Source organism: Aristaeella lactis, from assembly GCF_018118585.1.
GTDB lineage: Bacteria > Bacillota > Clostridia > Christensenellales > Aristaeellaceae > Aristaeella > Aristaeella lactis.
This window is the reverse complement of sequence record NZ_CP069421.1, coordinates 2195358-2214282: the sequence shown is the minus strand read 5'-3', so window position 1 is coordinate 2214282 and position 18925 is coordinate 2195358. Positions and strand designations below refer to the sequence as shown.

The following is an 18925-nucleotide window of genomic DNA, read 5'->3' as shown; positions in this document are numbered from 1 at the left end:
GTGTGTTTTTTCAGCAATCAATTATCCTGAGATAATACTCATCGCTGCCTTCAAAAACGCCGGTTCTTCTGAACCCGTGGTGCTCATAGAATGTTCCGACACGGGTATTGTCCTTGTGAACGCCCAGCGCAATGGAGCGTTTCCCGAACTCATCGTATACCCGGGCGACCGCCTTTTCCAGGATTTCTCCGCCGATCCCTTTGCTGCGGTATTCCCTGTCAACCACAAATCCCATCACCCTGTAGAACGGTTTCCCTTTCATTTCGTCAGGATCGGTATCCCAGGGGATGGCTTCCCCGATCATAATTAAACCGACAGGTTTCCTGCCCATGTATGCAATGAATGTATGCCCGATCAGATGATGCTCAGCGCCGTAATCTGTAACTTCCATCAGCGTGTCTGCGGTATCCACCCATGCTTCAGGAATATCGTCCCGGTTGATCGCCCGGGCATCCCGGAAATTGTCATGCGTGAGCTGTGCCAGGGTCAGGATTTCCATACTGCTGCGTTCCTTTTGCGGGGATTAAGTGAAAGCCATTAAGTTTTCACCGGCTGCCGGCTGTTTTCCTGCTTTATATGTTTTTGATGTACTCGCCTTCCACGTAAAACACGCCGTCGGTCAGGGGCCGGTGTTCATCGGGTTTCTTCAGGACGCCGCGGCGGATCAGCTCATCGGAAACATAACCGGCGAGCTGGTTCGCGTAGCAGGAAACCCACTGGTTGATCTGGGAATCAAGCCGCTTCGGGACAAAGGACGCAAAGGCTTTCCGGAGATCTTTGATCCATTCGCCAAGAGGCGCCTCAAGGCCGTTGTCGGCATCGAACAGGGAAACAAAGGCTTTGAAAGCCGCAGCGGTGAAGCAGGGGAAACTGAGCTGATACCCGTCAGCGCACTTCCGGATCAGGCCGTTGCTGATATAATGCGCGGCGTCCTCGTCACTGAGACTGATCTGAATGATCCCGTTTTCACTGCTTTGCGGGATGCCTTCCGCGTGCATCCGGCAGGTGCCGTATACGTGGTAGACACCCGGGTCGAAGTATCTGGATATCCAGTAGTAATAGATATGGGACGGCTTTTCGTTTCCGCTGCCGCTGTCATCGCCGGTGGTGTTGCAGCCGCAGTTGAATTCCGCCGCCATCTCGCGTTCGTCTTCTGTTTCCTCAACGATCATCCAGCCGTAGCCGCCGTCCTGCCGGACCGGATACGGGCCGTTTTCGAAACGCAGTTTTGTTTTGACGGCGCTGATCATATTCCGCAGGACATACGGGATCACGATAAAACCGAGCCGGTCCATGCCGAAATCATGGCCGTAGAAGTCAAGCTCCCTTACCGCTTCGGATCTTTCTGAGAACAGGTTTTCAAAGAAATCCGCAAAGGACCGGATCAGCTGAGCGGAGGCGGCTTCCAGCTGCTTCCGGTCTTCCAGGCGGAGAAGGATAAAGTCAGTCGCGTATTTGTTGCCGGCGCGTCTGACGGCGTCACCGTATACCAGCTTCGGAAGCTCGTCCTCGATATACATGGCGGGGATCCCGGTGGCTATGCTGATCTCCTCAACGGTCAGCGGCTTTTCGTACGCGGCGAGACAGATGGCCCGCGCAACCTGGGAGTGCAGGTATTCATAGGTGTTCAGGTCGCCGTTGCACACCGTGGTGTTCCAGTTGATGCGTTTATATACTCTTTCCATTTCATCTGCTCCTATCCGTTCCTTGATCTTGCGGCGTCCCTCGCTGAGACGCCATTTGACAGTGGTTTCGGGAAGGGAGTATTTGACCGAAAGATCGCGTACGCTCATCTCACCGACGTAGTAATCGACAAAGATATTCCGGTATTCGGTGGAAAGCGTGTGGAGATATCTGAACACGTTCTGGTATTCCGCTTCATCATCTTCGCCGGATTGCTCTTCGGCGGCGGTGTCCGGCAGATCATCGCCCGAAAGGATCATCCTGTTCTGCGCCCGGGCGTTGATGAACCGGGCGTACCGGTTGCGGGCAACACGCCAGACCCACGCGTCCGGCGAATTGATGCTGTACTTCTTCATACCGGTCAGCACGTGCAGGAGAATGTCGCCCGCCAGGTCTTCGGCATCGCTGGGATTGTTCAGGCGCTTCCGGCAGAAGTTCAGAACCGGCTCGACATATTTCAGTATCCCGTTCTGATCCATGGTCATCCCTCCTTTCCGTCAGGATGTAAATGCATTTACACCTGTATAGTGCCTGCAAAAATGATTTGGATAGGTCAGAAGTATCATAACAAAAAAGTTCCCTGCAGGACAATCCTGCAGGGAACCGCAAATGGAGCGACTATCGCTGATCAGTTTTCGATTTCAACAAGGGTGATTTCGACAAAAGGCAGGACTGTCTTGAGGCTCTCCACGGAGCCCTGGGATTCCGCCGGAATGAAAACAAACATGCCGGTTGCCGCGTGATACCCGAAGGTAACAAGAATGGGTGTTCCCTTTTCAAAGAGGTACAGGTAGGAGACCTTTTTTTCTTCCGTCAGGTCGCTGTTTTTGATATAGGCCTGCGCAAGGTTGGCGAAGGAAACGGAGGACGCGCCCGCCTGTCCGTTCACGATGCTGCAGATCGTTGTAACGCCAATTTTATTCAGGATCTGTTCCTGCAGGTTATCAGAGAGGCTGTTCCACTGGCTGCTGCTGTCCGGATCCTTGTCGATCATGATTTTAAGATAGGCTTCGGGGTTGTCCAGGGTGACGGCATAAACCGCAACGGGCTTGTCATAGTCACCGGTGTTCACGGCTTCCCGGACATCGTTCCAGGTGGAAGGGGTGCCAAGCAGGGAGAGATAGGTTTCGCTGTCCACCATTTCACTCATCACGGAGGTGACTTCCAGGCCGATATGGTAATAATCGGGTTCTGCCTGGGCAAAGCCGGCGATTCCAACAAACATCGTCATGATCAGCAGAATGCAAATGGATTTGATGGTTCTGTTCTTCAAGTTCTTTCCCTCCTGTCGGGAAACGATAGGGACGGTCTTTTTCGTTCCCTTGTTCATATTTTACCAGATAGTATCCGGATCCATACAGTATAGCACAAAATCCGGTTCGGGTTCGTGAAGCTGCAGAGGCTTTTCAGCGCCGGCCTGATCCTCAGGTACCTGTACGGCTTTGTAGACTGTTGTTTTCGGCATTCCTGTCAAGCGTGATATCTGGCCTAATGAAAGCCCTTCATGGTGCATTTTTCTTACGTACTCTTTTCGAAGAGATGAATCCAGCTGTTCAAATTCTGAAACGGATGAGCATTGTGTAATCCTGCGCATCTTTTCCTTAGCAAGATCATTCTTAAGGCGCCGGTCACAACTGGCTTCATCCATGACAGAATCATCATCATTCTTTTGATTGAGATATTCAACCAGTTGCTGCTTTCCGCCAAAGAGATCCAACGCATATTGGGTGTCTGTTACTGTGCCTTTTCCCTGTTCATAAGCAAGGAAACTGCTCCAGCGATAGCTGCCCGGGCGGCTTTCGATTCCTGCCTTCATCGGATTTTGAATAATATATCGTAAAACTGTCATGAAATACAGGCCAGATTCAACGTTTTCACTTCTGAATCGATCCTGAAACAAATGACCGACCCGTTGATACTTTTGGTTAAACCAGACGGCATAGCGCGTGCCGATCCTTCTGAAGATTGTGTCCAGCGATTCATCTGCCGGTTCTATCAGAAGATGAACATGATTGGACATCAAAACAAAAGCATAGAGCTTAAATCCTGAACCTTTTTTGCATCTTCCCAGGATATTCATGAAATACAGCCGATCTTCATCCTCTTCAAAAATGTTCTGCCTGTTGATTCCACGCAGCATGACATGATAGATGTTGGATAAGCTGGTTTTTCTTGCTGTTCTCGGCATGTTCATCACCCATGGCTACTATATCATAGATAAGATACAAGCGACAAGAAAGGGAACGATAGGGACGGTCCTTTTCGTTCCCCTCAACTTTGGTTTAAGCGTTATTTCACTTTACTTTCTGAATGGTGACGAAAAAAGGGAACGAAAAGGACCGTCCCTATCGTTCCCCCCGACTTTGGTTTAGGTGTTATTTTGCTTTGATTTCTGAATGGTGATGAAAAAGGGAACGAAAAGGACCGTCCCTATCGTTCCCTTTTTGATTATTCTTTTTTGGGAGATGTTGTATAATCGGCATAAGTGTGCGTCTAAACAGGTGAAAGGGGGTATGCGGTGCCATGGAAACGGTAAAGGGCCCTTGCCGTTCGGCGGAAGAAGAAATCACGCGCCTGGTGGAAGAACATCAGCTGGCGCTGCTGCGTCTGTGTTTTGCCTATCTGCATGACCGGGCACTGGCGGAGGACGCGGTTCAGGAGACCTTCCTGAAGGCGTACAGGAAGCTGGACCAGTTCCGGGGAAACGCCAGTATGAAGACCTGGCTTTCGGCGATCGCGATCAACTGCTGCCGGGATATGAGCCGGGGCAGCTGGTTCAGGCATATAGACCGTTCGATCACGATAGAGCAGCTGCCGCTGCGCGCGGAAGAAACGGATCCCGAAGAGGATGCGGTATCGGTTGAGGTGATGAACCTGCCGATCCGCCTGCGGGAAGTTGTTTTGCTTTACTATTTTGAGGATATGAATACCAATGAGATCGCGGAGACGCTTCGGATCTCCCAGCAGGCGGTTTCAGGCCGGCTGATGAGGGCGAGGGCAAGACTCCGCAAAGCGCTGGGTAATGCTGAAAGGGGTGAGCAGGATGGATGAAAAGCGTGAGATGCAAAACCGGCTGAACCAGTCCCTTTCCGGCCTGAAGGAAGATCCGTTCCTGGCTCAGCGCGTGATCGCGCAAGGGAAAGGAGAACCTGAAATGAAGAAAAAGATATCATTCGCCTTTGTTTTAGCAATGGTTTTACTGCTTCTGCTTGCGGTAGCGGCAGTGGCAGAGGTACTGGGAGTCAACGTGTTTGAACTGTTCGGCAAAACAGACAGCAGGTATGCGGAGCTTGCGCCGTATACAACGCTGGAGAGCACGCCGGAAGTGAGTGTAAACAGTGAGGAACTGGGACAAACGGACGCGGCGATCAACAGCGCCTATTATGACGGAACATCGCTGATTGTCGGATATACGATCCGGAACAGTTCCCGCATGGAGGAATATCTTCCGGATGAAACCCTGGCAGCTGCAATGACACAGATGGATAATAACCTGGTCTGGGCGGCGGACAATGACGAAGAAGGGGAACTGATCACGGCATGGGTACAGGCCCGGGAGGAAGGAAGAAAAGCAGGACTTGTACAGTATCACGTCTGGCCGAGTGATCATACGGAAACAGATGATGGGATTGATATCAGTCCCAGAACGGAAGAAACCCGCACAGGTGAAGACGGACTTGAATACACAATGCGTGAATATAACACACCGCTGACAGAAGAACTGCGGAACCTGGATCAACTGACCGTCAATATCCGGCTGTACCGTACGGAAGAATATTTGTACTTTGACGGGGAAAAGACCTGGACGCTTCAGAAAACAGAACCAGCCGGAGTCATGAGGGCGGTTGTTCAGAAGACTGGCGCGGAAGCTCCTGTTTTCAGCGGAACAGGTACGTATAAGGGGACGGACTTCAGCGCTTCAGTCACTGCATCCGCATCATCTGCCGCACTGGATATTCATTTTTCTGAGCTTCTTCCGCAACTACCGGAGGACCATTGGTACGCCTTTTACCTGACGGATGAAACAGGAACGGTTCTGTTCCAGAACGAAGGCTGGGATGATGAGAAAAAAGAGGGTACCATCACTTTTGAGGGCACCGGTAAAGTTCCGCAGGAATTGAGCCTTCGCATCATTGAGGAGCAGGAAGGCGAAATTGATGTTGACGCGGAGATGAAGGAAGCGGAAGAGATCAAGTTGAACAGATGATAAGCAAGGAAGGACGGCTAAGTGCCGTCCTTCTCTTTTCCCTTCGGTCGGGAGTGGTAAGTGGGCCTGGGGGACGGTTCCGGTGGCCCATTAAGGGAACGATAGGGACTGGGAACGATAGGGACGGTCCTTTTCGTTCCCTTTTTTCATCACCATGGGAACGATAGGGACGGTCCTTTTCGTTCCCTTTTTTCATCACCATTCAGAAATCAAAGCGAAATAACGCTTAAGCCAAAGTCGAGGGGAACGAAAAGGACCGTCCCTATCGTTCCCCAGGCCCACCCCAGGCCCACCTGATTACTGGTAGATGAAGTACATGATGAGAGCGACGCAGGCGAGCCAGCCGCCGGCGAAGAGGATGAAATGTTTCTTCTCCATGTGGATGGCGATGTATTCGCGGATCAAAGCACTGGGCCAGAAATACCAGGCCACATGGCTGCCGATGCCGGTGCACTTCAGGCCGATATCCCGGCAGTAGCGGAGTGCACGGTAGACATGGTAGTTGCTGGTTACCAGGGCAGTATATTTCCGGCAGTCATAGGTGTCCATGATCTTTTTGGAGAACTGGAGGTTCTCCAGGGTGGTGGTGGACTCAGTTTCGGGGAGAATATCGTCTTCGGGGACGCCGTGGGACATCAGGTACTGTGACATGGCTTCCGCCTCAGAGATGGTTTCATCGGAACCCTTGCCGCCGGAGGGAATCAGTTTGGGCGGGGTCGGATCCGCCTTGTAGACCTCGATCGCCTTGTCCAGGCGGTCCTGCAGGAGCTTGGAAACCCGGTTTCCGTCCAGCAGGCCGGCTCCGTGGATGATGACGAAGTCAAAATCCTTTTTCCGGGGAATGATCTGCAGGAACAGGGTGTAGATCATGAAAATGAGGAAGGAAACGGATCCGTAGATCACCGTGAAGCTGAACAGCGCGGCGAAAACCGCGATAAAGGTCTGGGGGATAAAGGGCTCTTTGCCGTCCAGGGCGGCATAGCGCAGGATACCGCCGAAGGTGATGAGTTCACCGATGAGGATGGCGATGCCGAAAACCAGGGAAAGCAGCTGGGACAGGTGCCGGCCTTCCTTCCGGATCATGACGATGCCGTTGAAGATCAGGAAAAAGGGAACGATCAGGATGATCAGCAGGCCCAGCCACAGCGTAAGCATTACGGGCATGCTGCTGTAGCGGCCCAGCACGCCGACAGCAAGGGGAAACAGGGAAAGCAGCGCAAGGGACAGGAGATAGCAGTTGCGGTAACGGCTTCTGTCCTTACGGAAATACAGGACGAACATAAACCAGCAAAACATGGAAAACACGATGGCGGCGAGGGCGAGGTACATGATCTGTTAATCTCCTGATCTGATGCTTAATAAGATGATATTTACAGGTTCCGCTGCGCGACAACAACGGTGTAGTGGTCCGTGTCATAGGTGACGCCGGTTTCGGTAAAGCCGTTTTTATGCCAGAAGGATTCCGCCTGCGGGTTGCCTTTGACCCAGCCCAGGCGGATGCTCTTATATCCGAAGGACGGCATGGCGGCGCAAAGCTCGTCGATGATCCCGCTTCCGATACCGGCATGCTGGACGGATACGTCCGTCATGAAAAAACCGATGAAGGCCGTGGACTCATCCGGAAAGGAAACGATCAGGTCCATGACCGCGACCAGCTTCTCTCCGTCGAAATAGCCGACATAGTACTTATCGGAAAGGGTCTTCCGAGGGGGAAGGGCTGCCATATCACCGATGATGCCCTCCTCCGTCACAAAGGGCGGGCAGTATTGGTAATACAGGCTGTTTTCGCGGCAGAGCGCATAAACAAGCGGGGCGTCATCCGGGGTCAGCCGCCTGACGCGATAGCGGGCGGAAAGCGCAGTAATATCCATAGAGTTCCTCAGCAAAATGTGAAGTTCTTGGCAACCATGTCTATCATAGCATACTTTCGGGGGAGTAAACAATTCGCAAATTGTCCGGACAGGAGGCAAACTTGAAAAGAAATGGATATCCGGTTATCATGGAATGTATACAATGTACAGAATGGAAGTGAGATGAATGGATTACCGGGAGATGAAAAAGGAAGAGCGGGGCGCCTGCGCTGAGCTGGCTGCACGGGCTTTTGATGACTATGAATACTTTACGGTGTATTTTCCACGGGGTGAGCGGCGGTACCGCTTCCTGCGCAGCATGATCGACACGGAATTCCGGGTCAACGACGGGCTGGAAGTGTTCCTGACCGCGAAGGAGGGAGACCGGACGGTGGCCGCGGCGATCCTCTGCCGCCCGGGGTATATCAAACCCTCCGCCGCGGCATACCTGCGCGGGGGCTTCTGGAAGTCCATGCTGTACGGCGGATTCAGGGACGTGTCGGCCTGGGACAGGATGGAGTATGAAGCCTTCGGCCCGTGCCGGGAAATGAACAGGAAGGACGCCTGGTATCTCAATATGCTGGTGGTCTCCCCGGACCGGAAGGGGGAAGGGATCGGCAGCCGGATGCTGCAGGAATGCCTGATCCCCTATGTGAAGGAACACGGCGGGAAGAAGCTGTGCCTGTTTACCAACTCACAGGGAAACAGGGTGTTTTACCGGAAGAACGGATTTACGGAATTTGATGAAAGGCAGTTTGCCTATAAAGGGAAAACGATCGGAAGCTGGAGCCTGCAAAAAATAATTCAGAATTAAGAATTCAGAATTCAGAATTATCCCGCTGCAACGGGGAAAGAACAATTAAGAATTAAGAATTCTGCGATCGCCGTTACCAAAATGTCCGGGACATTTTGACGGCTGTAGCATGGGAGTCATTAGCCATGCAAAAGCATGGATGACTCCTCAACAATTCATAAATGGGTTGGATATAAAAATATATACGATGTGAATAATCAATACTGTCCCTCTCGTCATAAAAGGTGAAGGAGGTGATCGGCCATGGAACATGCTGAGGTACCCGGCATGATCCGTGAACAACGGTTGAGCAGATGGATCGAAGAATACTCCGATCCTGTTTTGCGGACCTGTTTTGTTTATCTGTCCGATCGGGCCCAGGCGGAGGATGCCACGCAGGATACGTGGATCAAGGCCTGGAAGCATATGGATGATTTTGAACGGAAAGGCATTGCCAATGAAAAGGCATGGCTTTTGCGTATCGCGATCAATACCTGCAAGGACTATCGGCGCTCGGCGTGGTTCCGGCATGTGGACCGGAGCAAAGCCCTGGACGAACTGCCGCCGCAGCTGACCGCCGTGGAGGCGGAAGACCGTACCGTCACACTGACCGTGATGGACCTGCCGGACAAATATAAACAGGTCATTCTTCTCTACTACTTTCAGGGACTCACCATGCAGGAAACGGCCGACGCGCTGGGCTCCTCACAGCCGACTATACAGCGCCGGCTGAAAAAGGCGGAAGAGCTCCTGAAGGGACAGCTGACGGGAGGTGCGGAATATGAAGGATAAGAAACTGGAACAGCAGATTCAGCATTCGCTGAACGCGGAGCTTTCCGGACTGAACACAACTTCCTGGCAGCGCGATCAGTTTTTTGAAAACGCGACAGGAGGATATAAAGTGAAACGGAAGCTTTCATACGGCCTGGTACTGGCCATTGTACTGCTGCTGGCGGCCGCGACCGCCGTGGCAGTGGCGCTGCTCAGCCCGAAGGAAGTGGTGGAGCAGGTGGCAGTGCCCATGGCACAGGAAAACGATCCGGACTGGAGGGTGAATATGGAGTTCTCAGCGGAAGAGCTGGAAACCTTCATCCGGAAAGCCAATGAGATCGGGATTGAAATAGACGACAGCCATCCTCTTATGGAAGCCCTTCGCAATGGCGATGGCTATGACGAGGAGGAGGCTATCATGGAGGTGTGCCGCCAGGCTTTCGGCGGAACCTACAGCACCTGGACCCTGGAGGAACGCCACTGGTTTGACGACATGCTGACGGAGATTGGCTTCACGGACGGGGAAAGCCAGCCGCTGCCGGGGCCGGATGACCTGACCGAGGAGGAAGCCCGGGCAAAGATGATCGAGGCGATCGAAGCAGAGTTTAACGATGAGATGTATCTGTCTGACTACGGAGAAGAGATGAACCTGGCAGACAGGGAAAAGTTTGCCCTGGCCCTGGACTATTATCCGGAGGCGAAGACGGACGGAACCGTATGGCACCTGGAAGCCTGGCCGCGGGGAGAGGAACGGTATGACTTCTATACCGCCGCGCTGGATAAGGCGGGGAATCTGTTGGGCGTTGTTTCCATGACCCGGAAGGCGGCCGACGCGCCGGAGGAGCTTCTGAAACCGAGCAAGGAAAAAGAGGAAATGATGCATATCGCCGCGGAGGGCATCCGGGAGAAGCTGAAGAAGGATATTCCGCTGGAGGATCCGGAAAAGTTTGAGAGCTTAGGACATGCGCTGCCGGGGACGGATGACGTAACCTGGGACATCGTTTTTATCAGCAAAACGATGGACTGGGGTTACTGCAATGCCCAGGTCAGCGAAAAGACCGGTAAGGTGAAGATCATCAGGGCGGACGCGGGAGATATCACGGCTGACAATATCCTGGATCGGAACCGGGCTGTCTATGGCTGGTATGATGAGTGGCCCAGCGAGGTGTGGGCCGCCGTGGCCGCCGCTGCGCCGAACCTGACTGCGGAAACCATGACTGGCCGGATCGTGAAAGCCACGCCGTGGATCGCCTGGCATGAAGGCCTGCTGACCCTGGAAGAGGCGGAAGAACAGGCGTTCCGGAGAACCGGCGTGCGCGTCGGGGAATACAACAGCGCCTGCCTGATCGATTCACAACCCAATCCTGTGTGGAAGTTCCGGCTGATAGAATACTTCGGGGAATACAGGGACATGGTGGTGGAGATCGATGCCGTGACCGGCGAGATCACAGACCTGGATATGTACAAGGCGGATCATTATACCCTGGAACCGCCTTATCACATGATCACACTGCACCGCATCTGGGCGAAGATGGAACTGGAGGAGAACGGTCCGCTGTACCTGGCGCGCCTGGCGGTGATCCACAAATTCGCGGACCTGAGCTATGACTGCCCGGAAGAGGACAGTATTCCGATCTTTAGGGAGACGTTCTGGACGCCGGAGATCGACGGAAACACCGTAACCTTCCGCTGCCACTGGTCGAACCTGCCGGACTACCGGGTGACGCTGGACGAAAACGGAATGCCCACGGAGGTTGTGGAACTGGCATCCAGCGGAACGGAAGAACTGCCGGCGGAGCAGATGCCGGGATATGAGGAGTAGCCCTGCGGGCTACAATGAATTATTGAACAGCAAAGCTGTTCAATGTGAATTATCGACTGCGTCGATATGAATTATTGGACTTCGTCCAATATGAATTATGCCCTTCGGGCATATGATAGTTACTGTGCTTCGCACGGGAAAAGAACGAACCGAGTGGTTCGTTCTTTTTGGTTGAAATAGAGCGAAGGATCATGGATAATAACAGGGAAACGGAAAACACCTGAGAGGATTATTCTATGCAGATCTATGAAGTCGGGGAGCGTGCCTCGGATATTCTCCTGATCCAGCCTGTGGATGATCACGACCTGGAACTGATCGAAAGCGAGGCGGCGGCCATCCGGCAGCTTGCCGGGCGGGATTTCCACCTGACCGCGGTGCGGGTCCGGGACTGGAACCGGGACCTGACGCCCTGGGAGGCGCCGCCGGTTTTCGGAAAGGAAGGCTTCGGGAACGGAGCAGGGGAGACACTGCAGGAAATCCTGGAGCTGGCAGGCGGGGAGAAGAAAAAGATCATCCTCGGCGGATATTCCCTGGCCGGACTGTTTGCCCTGTGGGCAGGATACCGGACGGACTGTTTCGCGGGGATCGCGGCGGCTTCCCCTTCCGTGTGGTTTCCGGGCTTTTCGGATTTTATGCGGGAGAACACCATGAAGGCCGGGTGTGTTTACCTGAGCCTGGGGGACAGGGAGGAGAAAACCCGGAACCAGGTGATGGCGAGGGCGGGGGACTGCATCCGGGAGGCACGCGAGCTGCTGGAACGGCAGGGGACCTGCTGCACACTGGAATGGAATGAGGGAAACCACTTTAAGGATCCGGATCTGAGAACTGCCAGGGCTTTTGCCTGGGTGATGAACCATATTGGCTGACAGGAGAGAAAAAAACGTGAACGGGAAATACAGGGCAACCATCCGGGCATCCTTCCTTGGGTATGTTGTGCAGGCGATCGTCAACAATTTCGTGCCGCTGCTGTTTATTCGGATGCAGAGTGAGTTCAGCATCCCGCTGGCACAGATCACCCTGCTGATCACCTTTAACTTCGGCCTGCAGCTGCTGATCGACCTTTTGTCCACGCCCTTTGTGGAGAAGATCGGGTACCGGGCGTCCATACTGCTGTCCAATGCCTGCGCGATCGCGGGCCTGGTGCTGCTGACCATCCTGCCGGGCGTGACGGGCAATCCCTTCGTCGGGATCCTGATCTCCGTATGCGTTTACGCCGTTGGCGGCGGGCTGCAGGAGGTGCTGGTGAGCCCCATTGTGGAGGCGTGCCCGACGGACAACAAGGAAAGTGTCATGAGCCTGCTGCATTCGTTCTACTGCTGGGGACATATGGCGGTGGTGCTGGTTTCGACGGTTTTCTTTGCCTGCTTCGGGATCGCAAACTGGAGAATCCTGGCGCTTGTGTGGTGCATTGTCCCGGCTGTTGATTTTGTGATGTTCACCAGGGTGCCGATCGCGAAACTGGAGCCGGATGACGGGGTGCGGGGGAGCATCGGGACGCTGTTTAAGCAGAAGTTCTTCTGGATCATGATGCTGATGATGCTGTGCGCCGGGGCCTCGGAGCAGGCGGTGAGCCAGTGGGCGTCCGCCTTTGCGGAAAAGGGCCTGGGGGTTTCCAAGACCATGGGAGACCTGCTGGGGCCCATGCTGTTTGCCCTGTGCATGGCGGTGTCCAGGACGATCTACGGCGTGCGCGGAAGGAAGCTGGACCTGAAAAAGTTTATGGGCGTTTCCGTGGCGCTGTGCATAGCGTCCTATGTGATCATTGCCCTGGTGCCCAATCCGGTGATCGCCCTGATGGGCTGCGGACTGACCGGATTCGCGGTCGGAATCTTCTGGCCCGGGACCACCAGCCTGGCCTCGGCGAATATCAAAGGGCGGGGAACCCTGCTGTTCGCGCTGCTGGCCCTGGCGGGGGACCTGGGATGCTCCGGCGGGCCGACCTTCGCGGGACTGATCGCCTCCTCCGCGAACGGGGATATGCGGCTGGGCATCGGCGCGGCCATCTGCTTTCCGATCCTGCTGGGAGCAGGGCTTGTGATGGTGAGAAAGAAAACAGGTAAAAAAGAAACGGAATTGCCTTCGGTCAAAGAGGGTAAGTGAAATGGAGATCCTTCGACTGCGCTCCCTTCGTACCGCTTGCTCAGGATGACACTTTAATCGGAACAGATGTGAAATATTGTGCGGTTAACCGCACAATGTGAAATGTTCGCCTGACGGCGAACGAGTAAGATGGTTATACTGTGAAAACCGGAAACAATAAAGAAACCAGCGCCGGAGGGCGCTGGTTTTTGGATGGCCGGGATTATCTGACAATATAGCGGGCGAGTTCCAGGGCGATGTCGAAATGGCCGGGATCGTGCTGGGTGTTTTTGACCTGGTTTTTGGTCATCCGGGCATCCCACTTCGGGGCGTCCAGGAGGTCGCCGCAGGTGAAGAAGAAGTAAGCGTTCAGGCCGCGAAAATCGCACATGGCCTGGACAGCGGCACATTCCATTTCCACGGAGATGCAGCCTTCGCTTTTCCGCTTTTCAAAGTTTCCCCGGGTCTCCCGGTGCACGGCGTCCGTGGTCCAGGTTTTGCCCTGAATCCAGGGAAGACCGGCCTCCTCCATGAAGGCGGCGACGGTATCGCTGTTTTTCACGGTGATGTAGTCCGAGGCGGGCGCATAGTGATAGGAAGTGCCTTCATCCCGGTAGGCGGCGGTGGGAACCATGACTTTGCCCCGGGCGATCTCCTTGTTCAGGCAGCCGCTTCCGCCGAAGACGACATACTTGTCTGTATTGATCAGGGACAGGGTATCCTCGATATCGGCCACGCAGCCGGCGGCACCGACATAGGACATGTATACCGCGAATTCCTTTCCTTCATAGGTGAATACGTACACGGGATTCGCCCCGTTGGAGGAATAAAGGTCGCCGATCTTTTCACAGTCAAACCGCTCCAGCACATACTGCAGGATATTGTTGGAGAAGGTCAGGATGCAGGCATCCACCTTCTTCGCGTTTTCGTTGCGCCATACTTTGATGATCTCTTCTGTCCGGTTATCAAAAGTATCTGTGATCATGGCTGCCTCCGTTTTCCGGTATTTTGACATATGATAGCACAGAACCCGGAAAAACCAAAGAAGAAGTTAAGGACATCAAAGACAGGGGAATGCGGTGGGCCAGAGGGACGGTTCCGGTGGCCCAGGCTAAAATAGATCGAAGGAATCGTCTCCTCTGTTCCACCTGGGCCACCGGAACCGTCCCTCTGGCCCAGTCCCTCTGGCCCACCGAAAAGTGGAACTAGGAACCGTCCCGGGGTTCCGTTTTTTAGTTGCTTTTGGCAGAGCAGTAGAGCTGGATCGCTTTGTTGGCGAAAGCACCGGTTCCTTCTCCACCGGCCCGGTCGATGTTTTCCGTCATTTCACCGCCGGCGGCATAGGCCTGGCCGAGACCGGAAAGAATCTGGTCGGAGCAGGTATAGAAATGCTCCGTAATGAAGTCCTGCAGCTTCTTTACAAGACCCTGGACCTTTTCGGAGGCGGGATCGCCATTCCGCTCAGCACCGATCTCGGTGAAGATCTGCATCATCTGGCGGTTCAGGTCACCGGTCTGCTCATCAGTCCGGCCTTCCACCTTCTGTTCGTATTCCCGGTATTCCGGGGTGCTGCCCCATTCGGCCTTGGCCCGGCGGGCATAGTCTTCCAGTTTTGATTTGTCAAACGCCTTGAAATCCATTCCTGACGTTCCTCCTTGCTTCATCTCACGGGCCAGGTTCATCAGGTTTTCCAGGTGCTCCTTTTTCAGCCGGAGCAGTTCGATCTGCTGGTCGATCGCCTTTTCCCGGTCAAAGTCCGGGCTTTCGATGATCTGCCTGATCTCTTTCAGCGGGAATTCCAGTTCCCGGAACAAAAGGATCTGCTGCAGGGTTTCCAGGGCTGTATCGTCATACAGCCTGTAGCCCGCTTCGGTATATTCCGACGGGTGCAGGAGACCGATACTGTCGTAATACTGCAGGGTGCGTATACTCACGCCTGTCAGCCGGCTGACCTCATGGACTGTTTTCATGGAAATCCTCCTTCCTGTCCGTGGCAGGAACAGGATAAGGTATTACGTAACGTCAGAGTCAAGGGGTTGGGAAAATTTTTTTAGATCAGTTTTATTATGCATGTTTCGATATGCAATGACAAGCGATGGGTGGATAGGAAGGAAAGCGGAACCCCGGGACGGTTCCTCGTTCCATTTTAGTCCTGCAGTTTCGCAAAATGGAACCCCGGAACCGTCCCGGGGTTCCATTTTACATGGTGGTTTTTCAAAAGTGGAACTAGGAACCGTCCCGGGGTTCCGTTTTCCCTTCGGTTCGCTTCTCAAGTCCAGCTAACTTGCCCGGGAGAAACTGCCGTGCTATGATTTCGGGGAATGGAGGGGAAAGCATGACACCGAATCAGAGGCAATGGGCGTGGTCCAGGGATCAGCTGGCAAAGGCTGTTGTTTCGCTGGGCTATCCGGGAGAATTCGCAGATCTGCTGGCGAAACAGCTGGGAAGCCCCAAAGCCATCGACCGGCTGACCTCCTATCTGTATCATGCGAAACCCCGTTCGATGGAAATGATCATCGATGAGATGCTGGCGATCCGCGCGGAGATCGATGCCTGGCGCGAAAGGAAGGAAAGCCTGGAAGCCCAGGAAGGATACAGCAGATGGCTGAACAGCGAGACCAGGCGGCAAAATGAGGATGAATAAAGACGATGGAACCCAGACAGGTTTTCATTCGTCTTTTTCTTTGAAGGGAGTGTGACTATGAAGAAACTGATCTGCTTTGGATTAACCCTGATGATGCTTATGGCGGCGTTTTCCGCGTATGCGGATTCAGAAATGGACGCTGTGTTTGATTCCGGGTCTCCCATACTGAGTGAAGTGACGGGAGAATTTGATTTTAAGATGACGGAAGAAACTGTTTCCCTGCTGAAAGAAAGTGATGAGGAACTTCGCGTGGTGTCCATATCACCGGTTGGTTATTCCGGCATTTTTACTCTCGGCAAGTCTATGCTGACGGTGTATGACGAGAAGCTCTCTGTTGTTCATCCGTCTTCCGAACAGGGCGTGAAGGACGAATACGGCAACCTGGACCGGTATTATAACGGCCTCAATACGGATATGAGCCACCTGATCGGTGAGGAGGGCGTTGTCTATTCTCCTGACGGGAAATACGCGTTCATCGGCAACAGAAATCAGACGCTGATGTACATGAAGCTGTACATTGATCCGATTCTGCTGGATCTTTCCACGGGGGAACTGATCCTGACAGCGACTTATCCGGGCAAGCTGAGCATTGAAGGCTCCGGCGCCTTGACCTCCGGGCTGTTTTCAGCGGACGGCCGGTATTTCTATTACACCTTTTTCGGGCGCAGCGGGGAGATGCTGATCAGTGTATACCGCTATGACCTGACCACCGGAGAGACAGAGCTTTGCTTTCAGTCGGATCAGAACCTGTACTATCCGCATCTTTCAGAGCTCAGTGACGGAAGCCTGCTGATGCTCAATGAGGCCCGGCGGAACGATGAAAAGGAAAGCCTGGTCATCGCGAAAGAAGATAACGGGAGCTGGACCCTGCAGGAAACTGAGCTGCCGCTGGACCGGACATGCCTCTACGCGGACGAACTCAATTATGCTGCCGGCACAGGTCTTGTGTGCCTGACGGAAAAGACGGATCTGAAGGAAACCTTCGCTTTCCAGATCATCAATCCGGAAAAGGATTTCGAGGGACTGGACCGGATCCTTTGCGTAACAAAGGACACGAATGAGATCGTCAGCCTGTCGCCGGAAGAATTCCAAAAGGCTATGGAAGACGAATGTGCCTACCAGGAGATCCATAAAGCTGTTTTCTCACCGGACGGCCATTACCTGCTGCTGCATGCCCTGGGTGATTCCGCAAACCTGCTTCTGGTCCGGCTGGAGGACATGGCGGTTGTGAAAGTGGGCGGCCTGGACGCAGTGGACATCAACAGCGGCGTAATGTCAAGAAGATACCCTGTCTGTATCGAATGGAACACGGACGCGCTGATCATCGGCACAAAGGACGGGATCAAGGCGTTCACCTTTGACACCGGAAAACCGTGAAAGAAGAAAAGTGGAACAGGGAACCGTCCCGGGGTTCCATTTTTGCGGGTATGGCAATTTTGTTCTATCATGCATTGCTGAAGAGGCGGTATGATTTTTGTACGCTTTCCGCAGAACAAGGGAAAAACAGGCGGAGGGGCGGGGCTGTGGTAAAATTTAGCAGTACTTTTGATGAGACAGACGAAGGAGGTTATCTGTTATGAAAAAGATCCTGGCAATGGTCATGGCACTGGCGCTGTGTGTCTGCGCGGCCGCGGCATGCGCTGAGACAACCGTTGAGTCCAAGGTGATCGAAGCCTATGGCCTGGAGCTGAATACGAAAGCGAATACACTTGTCCTGACGGATGGAAAAACATACGACAAGTATGTGGTGGACACCGAAGGCAACAAGCTGAGCGACAGCTTTGCCTATATTTCCTCCAACGACGGATTCTACACCGTGGGCAATGAAGATCTGCACCTGGGCCTGCTGGACGGCCAGGGCAAGCAGCTGCTGCCCCTGGAATACGGCGAGATCAAGGTCTACGGAACCAAGTGGATTGCCGGTATCAAGCTGGTGGTTAGCGAGGATTCCGAAGAGAATCCGGACTACAAGTCCCTGTTCGGCGGTAAAAGCTACATGATCGATTCCGTTGACGTGTATTACGCCGGCGAAAAGAAAGCCACCCTTACCCGGGCAGAATGGGATTATGCCAAAGCCTTTGGCGATTACATCGCCATCGAGGACCGGGAAGGCAAACAGTCCTTCTACAACAAGGATTTTGTGAAGTCCCTGGCGGAAGCATCCTATGCCTATGAGTATAACAACGATTACTCCACAAAGACTGTTACTCACCTGGGCAGCGGCCAGGCGGCCTTCACCGCTGACTGCACACTGACCGCGGATGAGGTGCTGCAGTCTGTGTGGGTCAACTCTGACAAACAGCTGCTGGACCTGCAGGGCAATGTGCTGGCGGACTTCTCTGATTACAAAAACGTGCAGGTGGACGCTGAATCCAACCTGATCAAGCTGGAGAACGCGGACGGCAAGGTTGGCCTGGCGGACAGCACCGGCAAGGTGATCATCCCCTGCGCATATGACAGGATGAGCTACGCGCTGGCCGGCGCGCAGAAATCCGGATATCTGTATGTGGAGAAGGACGGCAAGAACGGCTTTGTCAGCCTGACCACCGGAGAGGAAACCGGTTTCACCTTCATGAAGGATGCGGGTGACCAGCGGGCCAACTTCATCCTGGTGAATGATGCCCGGGAAGGCAAGATCCTGATCAGCGCCATGGCCGGTGAGCTGCCCGGACGCTATAAGGAAACGAACGCCGGTTTCCCGGCCCAGGCGGACGGCAATCCCTATGCCATCGTCAAGGAAATGGATGATACCTGCCGCGTGGTTGGCCAGAAGGGCGAGGAAGTGCTGCCCGGTGTGACCTTCAGCGGTATCTATGACGCGAAGATTTCCGATGACGGCACGCTGATCCTGCTGCCCGGCGAACGGGGAAGCTACACGCTGTACAAGGTCAGCTACAACCCCTGAAATATAATTAAGAATTAAGAATTAGATTGGGAAGAGACGAAGGTATTATCCGGAGCATCGGGTTGGATAGAGACTGCGGAGGAGATTTCTCCATTCCGCTTCGCTTCAGTCGAAATGACATCCGGGAACAATGGTAGACAATTACAGTAAACAAACACAGCCCGGAGGGAA

Annotated in this window: 18 protein-coding genes; 10 read left to right on the top strand and 8 right to left on the bottom strand. The window is 53.8% G+C overall.

Annotated elements, in window-relative coordinates; all coding sequences use genetic code 11:
• Nucleotides 1–10 precede the first annotated feature (10 nt).
• The 4 genes from JYE50_RS10355 to JYE50_RS10340 all read right to left on the bottom strand — a co-directional run bounded on the left by JYE50_RS10355 (nt 11) and on the right by JYE50_RS10340 (nt 3871).
• Nucleotides 11–499: a GNAT family N-acetyltransferase gene (locus JYE50_RS10355; RefSeq protein WP_084095461.1), complete on the bottom strand. Its 489-nt coding sequence runs from the start codon at nt 497–499 to the stop codon at nt 11–13.
• A 73-nt stretch (nt 500–572) separates the two neighbouring features.
• Nucleotides 573–2162, bottom strand: coding sequence for an RNA polymerase sigma factor (locus JYE50_RS10350; protein ID WP_179138288.1), 1590 nt, complete (start codon nt 2160–2162; stop codon nt 573–575).
• A gap of 149 nt (nt 2163–2311) precedes the next feature.
• Nucleotides 2312–2956, bottom strand: a complete 645-nt coding sequence (locus JYE50_RS10345; protein WP_084095459.1) for a hypothetical protein — start codon at nt 2954–2956, stop codon at nt 2312–2314.
• Nucleotides 2957–3016: 60 nt separating this feature from the next.
• Nucleotides 3017–3871 (bottom strand): transposase, encoded by an 855-nt coding sequence (locus JYE50_RS10340; RefSeq protein ID WP_179138287.1) that lies wholly within the window; start codon nt 3869–3871, stop codon nt 3017–3019.
• 335 nt (nt 3872–4206) lie between these two features.
• Here JYE50_RS10340 and JYE50_RS10335 point away from each other — a divergent pair, with 335 nt between their 5' ends.
• Together JYE50_RS10335 and JYE50_RS10330 are read left to right on the top strand one after the other, a co-directional pair.
• Entirely contained in the window at nt 4207–4734 is a 528-nt protein-coding gene (locus JYE50_RS10335) for a sigma-70 family RNA polymerase sigma factor (RefSeq protein ID WP_084095457.1), read from the top strand.
• The gene (locus JYE50_RS10330) at nt 4727–5890 is read left to right on the top strand and encodes a hypothetical protein (RefSeq protein WP_084095456.1); all 1164 of its coding nucleotides are present in this window, start codon (nt 4727–4729) and stop codon (nt 5888–5890) included. Before JYE50_RS10335 ends, JYE50_RS10330 begins: the two co-directional genes overlap by 8 nt.
• A gap of 297 nt (nt 5891–6187) precedes the next feature.
• On the opposite strand, the gene JYE50_RS10325 is transcribed toward JYE50_RS10330, so the two are convergent.
• The gene (locus tag JYE50_RS10325; protein WP_084095455.1) at nt 6188–7219 is read right to left on the bottom strand and encodes a YdcF family protein; all 1032 of its coding nucleotides are present in this window, start codon (nt 7217–7219) and stop codon (nt 6188–6190) included.
• 41 nt (nt 7220–7260) lie between these two features.
• Nucleotides 7261–7761, bottom strand: coding sequence for a GNAT family N-acetyltransferase (locus tag JYE50_RS10320; protein WP_084095454.1), 501 nt, complete (start codon nt 7759–7761; stop codon nt 7261–7263).
• 166 nt (nt 7762–7927) lie between these two features.
• On the opposite strand from JYE50_RS10320, the gene JYE50_RS10315 reads away from it, so the two are divergent.
• From JYE50_RS10315 to JYE50_RS10295, 5 genes are all read left to right on the top strand, one after another.
• Nucleotides 7928–8554, top strand: coding sequence for a GNAT family N-acetyltransferase (locus JYE50_RS10315; RefSeq protein WP_084095453.1), 627 nt, complete (start codon nt 7928–7930; stop codon nt 8552–8554).
• Between the two features lie 243 nt (nt 8555–8797).
• Entirely contained in the window at nt 8798–9325 is a 528-nt protein-coding gene (locus tag JYE50_RS10310) for a sigma-70 family RNA polymerase sigma factor (protein ID WP_084095452.1), read from the top strand.
• Nucleotides 9315–11126 carry a PepSY domain-containing protein gene (locus tag JYE50_RS10305; RefSeq protein WP_084095451.1) on the top strand — a complete coding sequence of 604 codons (1812 nt, stop codon included), beginning with the start codon at nt 9315–9317 and terminating at the stop codon, nt 11124–11126. Before JYE50_RS10310 ends, JYE50_RS10305 begins: the two co-directional genes overlap by 11 nt.
• 236 nt (nt 11127–11362) lie before the next feature.
• Nucleotides 11363–11992 carry an alpha/beta hydrolase gene (locus JYE50_RS10300; RefSeq protein ID WP_084095450.1) on the top strand — a complete coding sequence of 210 codons (630 nt, stop codon included), beginning with the start codon at nt 11363–11365 and terminating at the stop codon, nt 11990–11992.
• A 16-nt stretch (nt 11993–12008) separates the two neighbouring features.
• Nucleotides 12009–13226 (top strand): MFS transporter, encoded by a 1218-nt coding sequence (locus tag JYE50_RS10295; RefSeq protein ID WP_084095449.1) that lies wholly within the window; start codon nt 12009–12011, stop codon nt 13224–13226.
• A 202-nt stretch (nt 13227–13428) separates the two neighbouring features.
• Here JYE50_RS10295 and JYE50_RS10290 read toward each other — a convergent pair whose 3' ends face one another.
• Nucleotides 13429–14190, bottom strand: a complete 762-nt coding sequence (locus JYE50_RS10290; protein WP_179138286.1) for a nucleoside phosphorylase — start codon at nt 14188–14190, stop codon at nt 13429–13431.
• Between the two features lie 247 nt (nt 14191–14437).
• Entirely contained in the window at nt 14438–15175 is a 738-nt protein-coding gene (locus tag JYE50_RS10285) for a MerR family transcriptional regulator (protein ID WP_084095447.1), read from the bottom strand.
• 365 nt (nt 15176–15540) lie between these two features.
• On the opposite strand from JYE50_RS10285, the gene JYE50_RS10280 reads away from it, so the two are divergent.
• From JYE50_RS10280 to JYE50_RS10270, 3 genes are all read left to right on the top strand, one after another.
• Complete coding sequence (locus JYE50_RS10280) at nt 15541–15849, top strand: hypothetical protein (protein WP_084095446.1); 309 nt, start codon at nt 15541–15543, stop codon at nt 15847–15849.
• A 57-nt stretch (nt 15850–15906) separates the two neighbouring features.
• Entirely contained in the window at nt 15907–17226 is a 1320-nt protein-coding gene (locus JYE50_RS10275; RefSeq protein WP_084095445.1) for a hypothetical protein, read from the top strand.
• 199 nt (nt 17227–17425) lie between these two features.
• Nucleotides 17426–18754 carry a WG repeat-containing protein gene (locus tag JYE50_RS10270; protein ID WP_084095444.1) on the top strand — a complete coding sequence of 443 codons (1329 nt, stop codon included), beginning with the start codon at nt 17426–17428 and terminating at the stop codon, nt 18752–18754.
• Nucleotides 18755–18925: the final 171 nt, after the last annotated feature.

Bases quoted from the DNA above. Each gene is read 5' to 3' on its own strand.
- JYE50_RS10290 (WP_179138286.1), bottom strand. From the start codon at position 14,190: ATGATCACAGATACTTTTGATAACCGGACAGAAGAGATCATCAAAGTA.
- JYE50_RS10355 (WP_084095461.1), bottom strand. From the start codon at position 499: ATGGAAATCCTGACCCTGGCACAGCTCACGCATGACAATTTCCGGGAT.
- JYE50_RS10325 (WP_084095455.1), bottom strand. From the start codon at position 7,219: ATGTACCTCGCCCTCGCCGCCATCGTGTTTTCCATGTTTTGCTGGTTT.
- JYE50_RS10320 (WP_084095454.1), bottom strand. From the start codon at position 7,761: ATGGATATTACTGCGCTTTCCGCCCGCTATCGCGTCAGGCGGCTGACC.
- JYE50_RS10300 (WP_084095450.1), top strand. From the start codon at position 11,363: ATGCAGATCTATGAAGTCGGGGAGCGTGCCTCGGATATTCTCCTGATC.
- JYE50_RS10350 (WP_179138288.1), bottom strand. From the start codon at position 2,162: ATGGATCAGAACGGGATACTGAAATATGTCGAGCCGGTTCTGAACTTC.
- JYE50_RS10310 (WP_084095452.1), top strand. From the start codon at position 8,798: ATGGAACATGCTGAGGTACCCGGCATGATCCGTGAACAACGGTTGAGC.
- JYE50_RS10280 (WP_084095446.1), top strand. From the start codon at position 15,541: ATGACACCGAATCAGAGGCAATGGGCGTGGTCCAGGGATCAGCTGGCA.
- JYE50_RS10335 (WP_084095457.1), top strand. From the start codon at position 4,207: ATGGAAACGGTAAAGGGCCCTTGCCGTTCGGCGGAAGAAGAAATCACG.
- JYE50_RS10340 (WP_179138287.1), bottom strand. From the start codon at position 3,871: ATGCCGAGAACAGCAAGAAAAACCAGCTTATCCAACATCTATCATGTC.
- JYE50_RS10270 (WP_084095444.1), top strand. From the start codon at position 17,426: ATGAAAAAGATCCTGGCAATGGTCATGGCACTGGCGCTGTGTGTCTGC.
- JYE50_RS10285 (WP_084095447.1), bottom strand. From the start codon at position 15,175: ATGAAAACAGTCCATGAGGTCAGCCGGCTGACAGGCGTGAGTATACGC.
- JYE50_RS10315 (WP_084095453.1), top strand. From the start codon at position 7,928: ATGGATTACCGGGAGATGAAAAAGGAAGAGCGGGGCGCCTGCGCTGAG.
- JYE50_RS10330 (WP_084095456.1), top strand. From the start codon at position 4,727: ATGGATGAAAAGCGTGAGATGCAAAACCGGCTGAACCAGTCCCTTTCC.
- JYE50_RS10305 (WP_084095451.1), top strand. From the start codon at position 9,315: ATGAAGGATAAGAAACTGGAACAGCAGATTCAGCATTCGCTGAACGCG.
- JYE50_RS10275 (WP_084095445.1), top strand. From the start codon at position 15,907: ATGAAGAAACTGATCTGCTTTGGATTAACCCTGATGATGCTTATGGCG.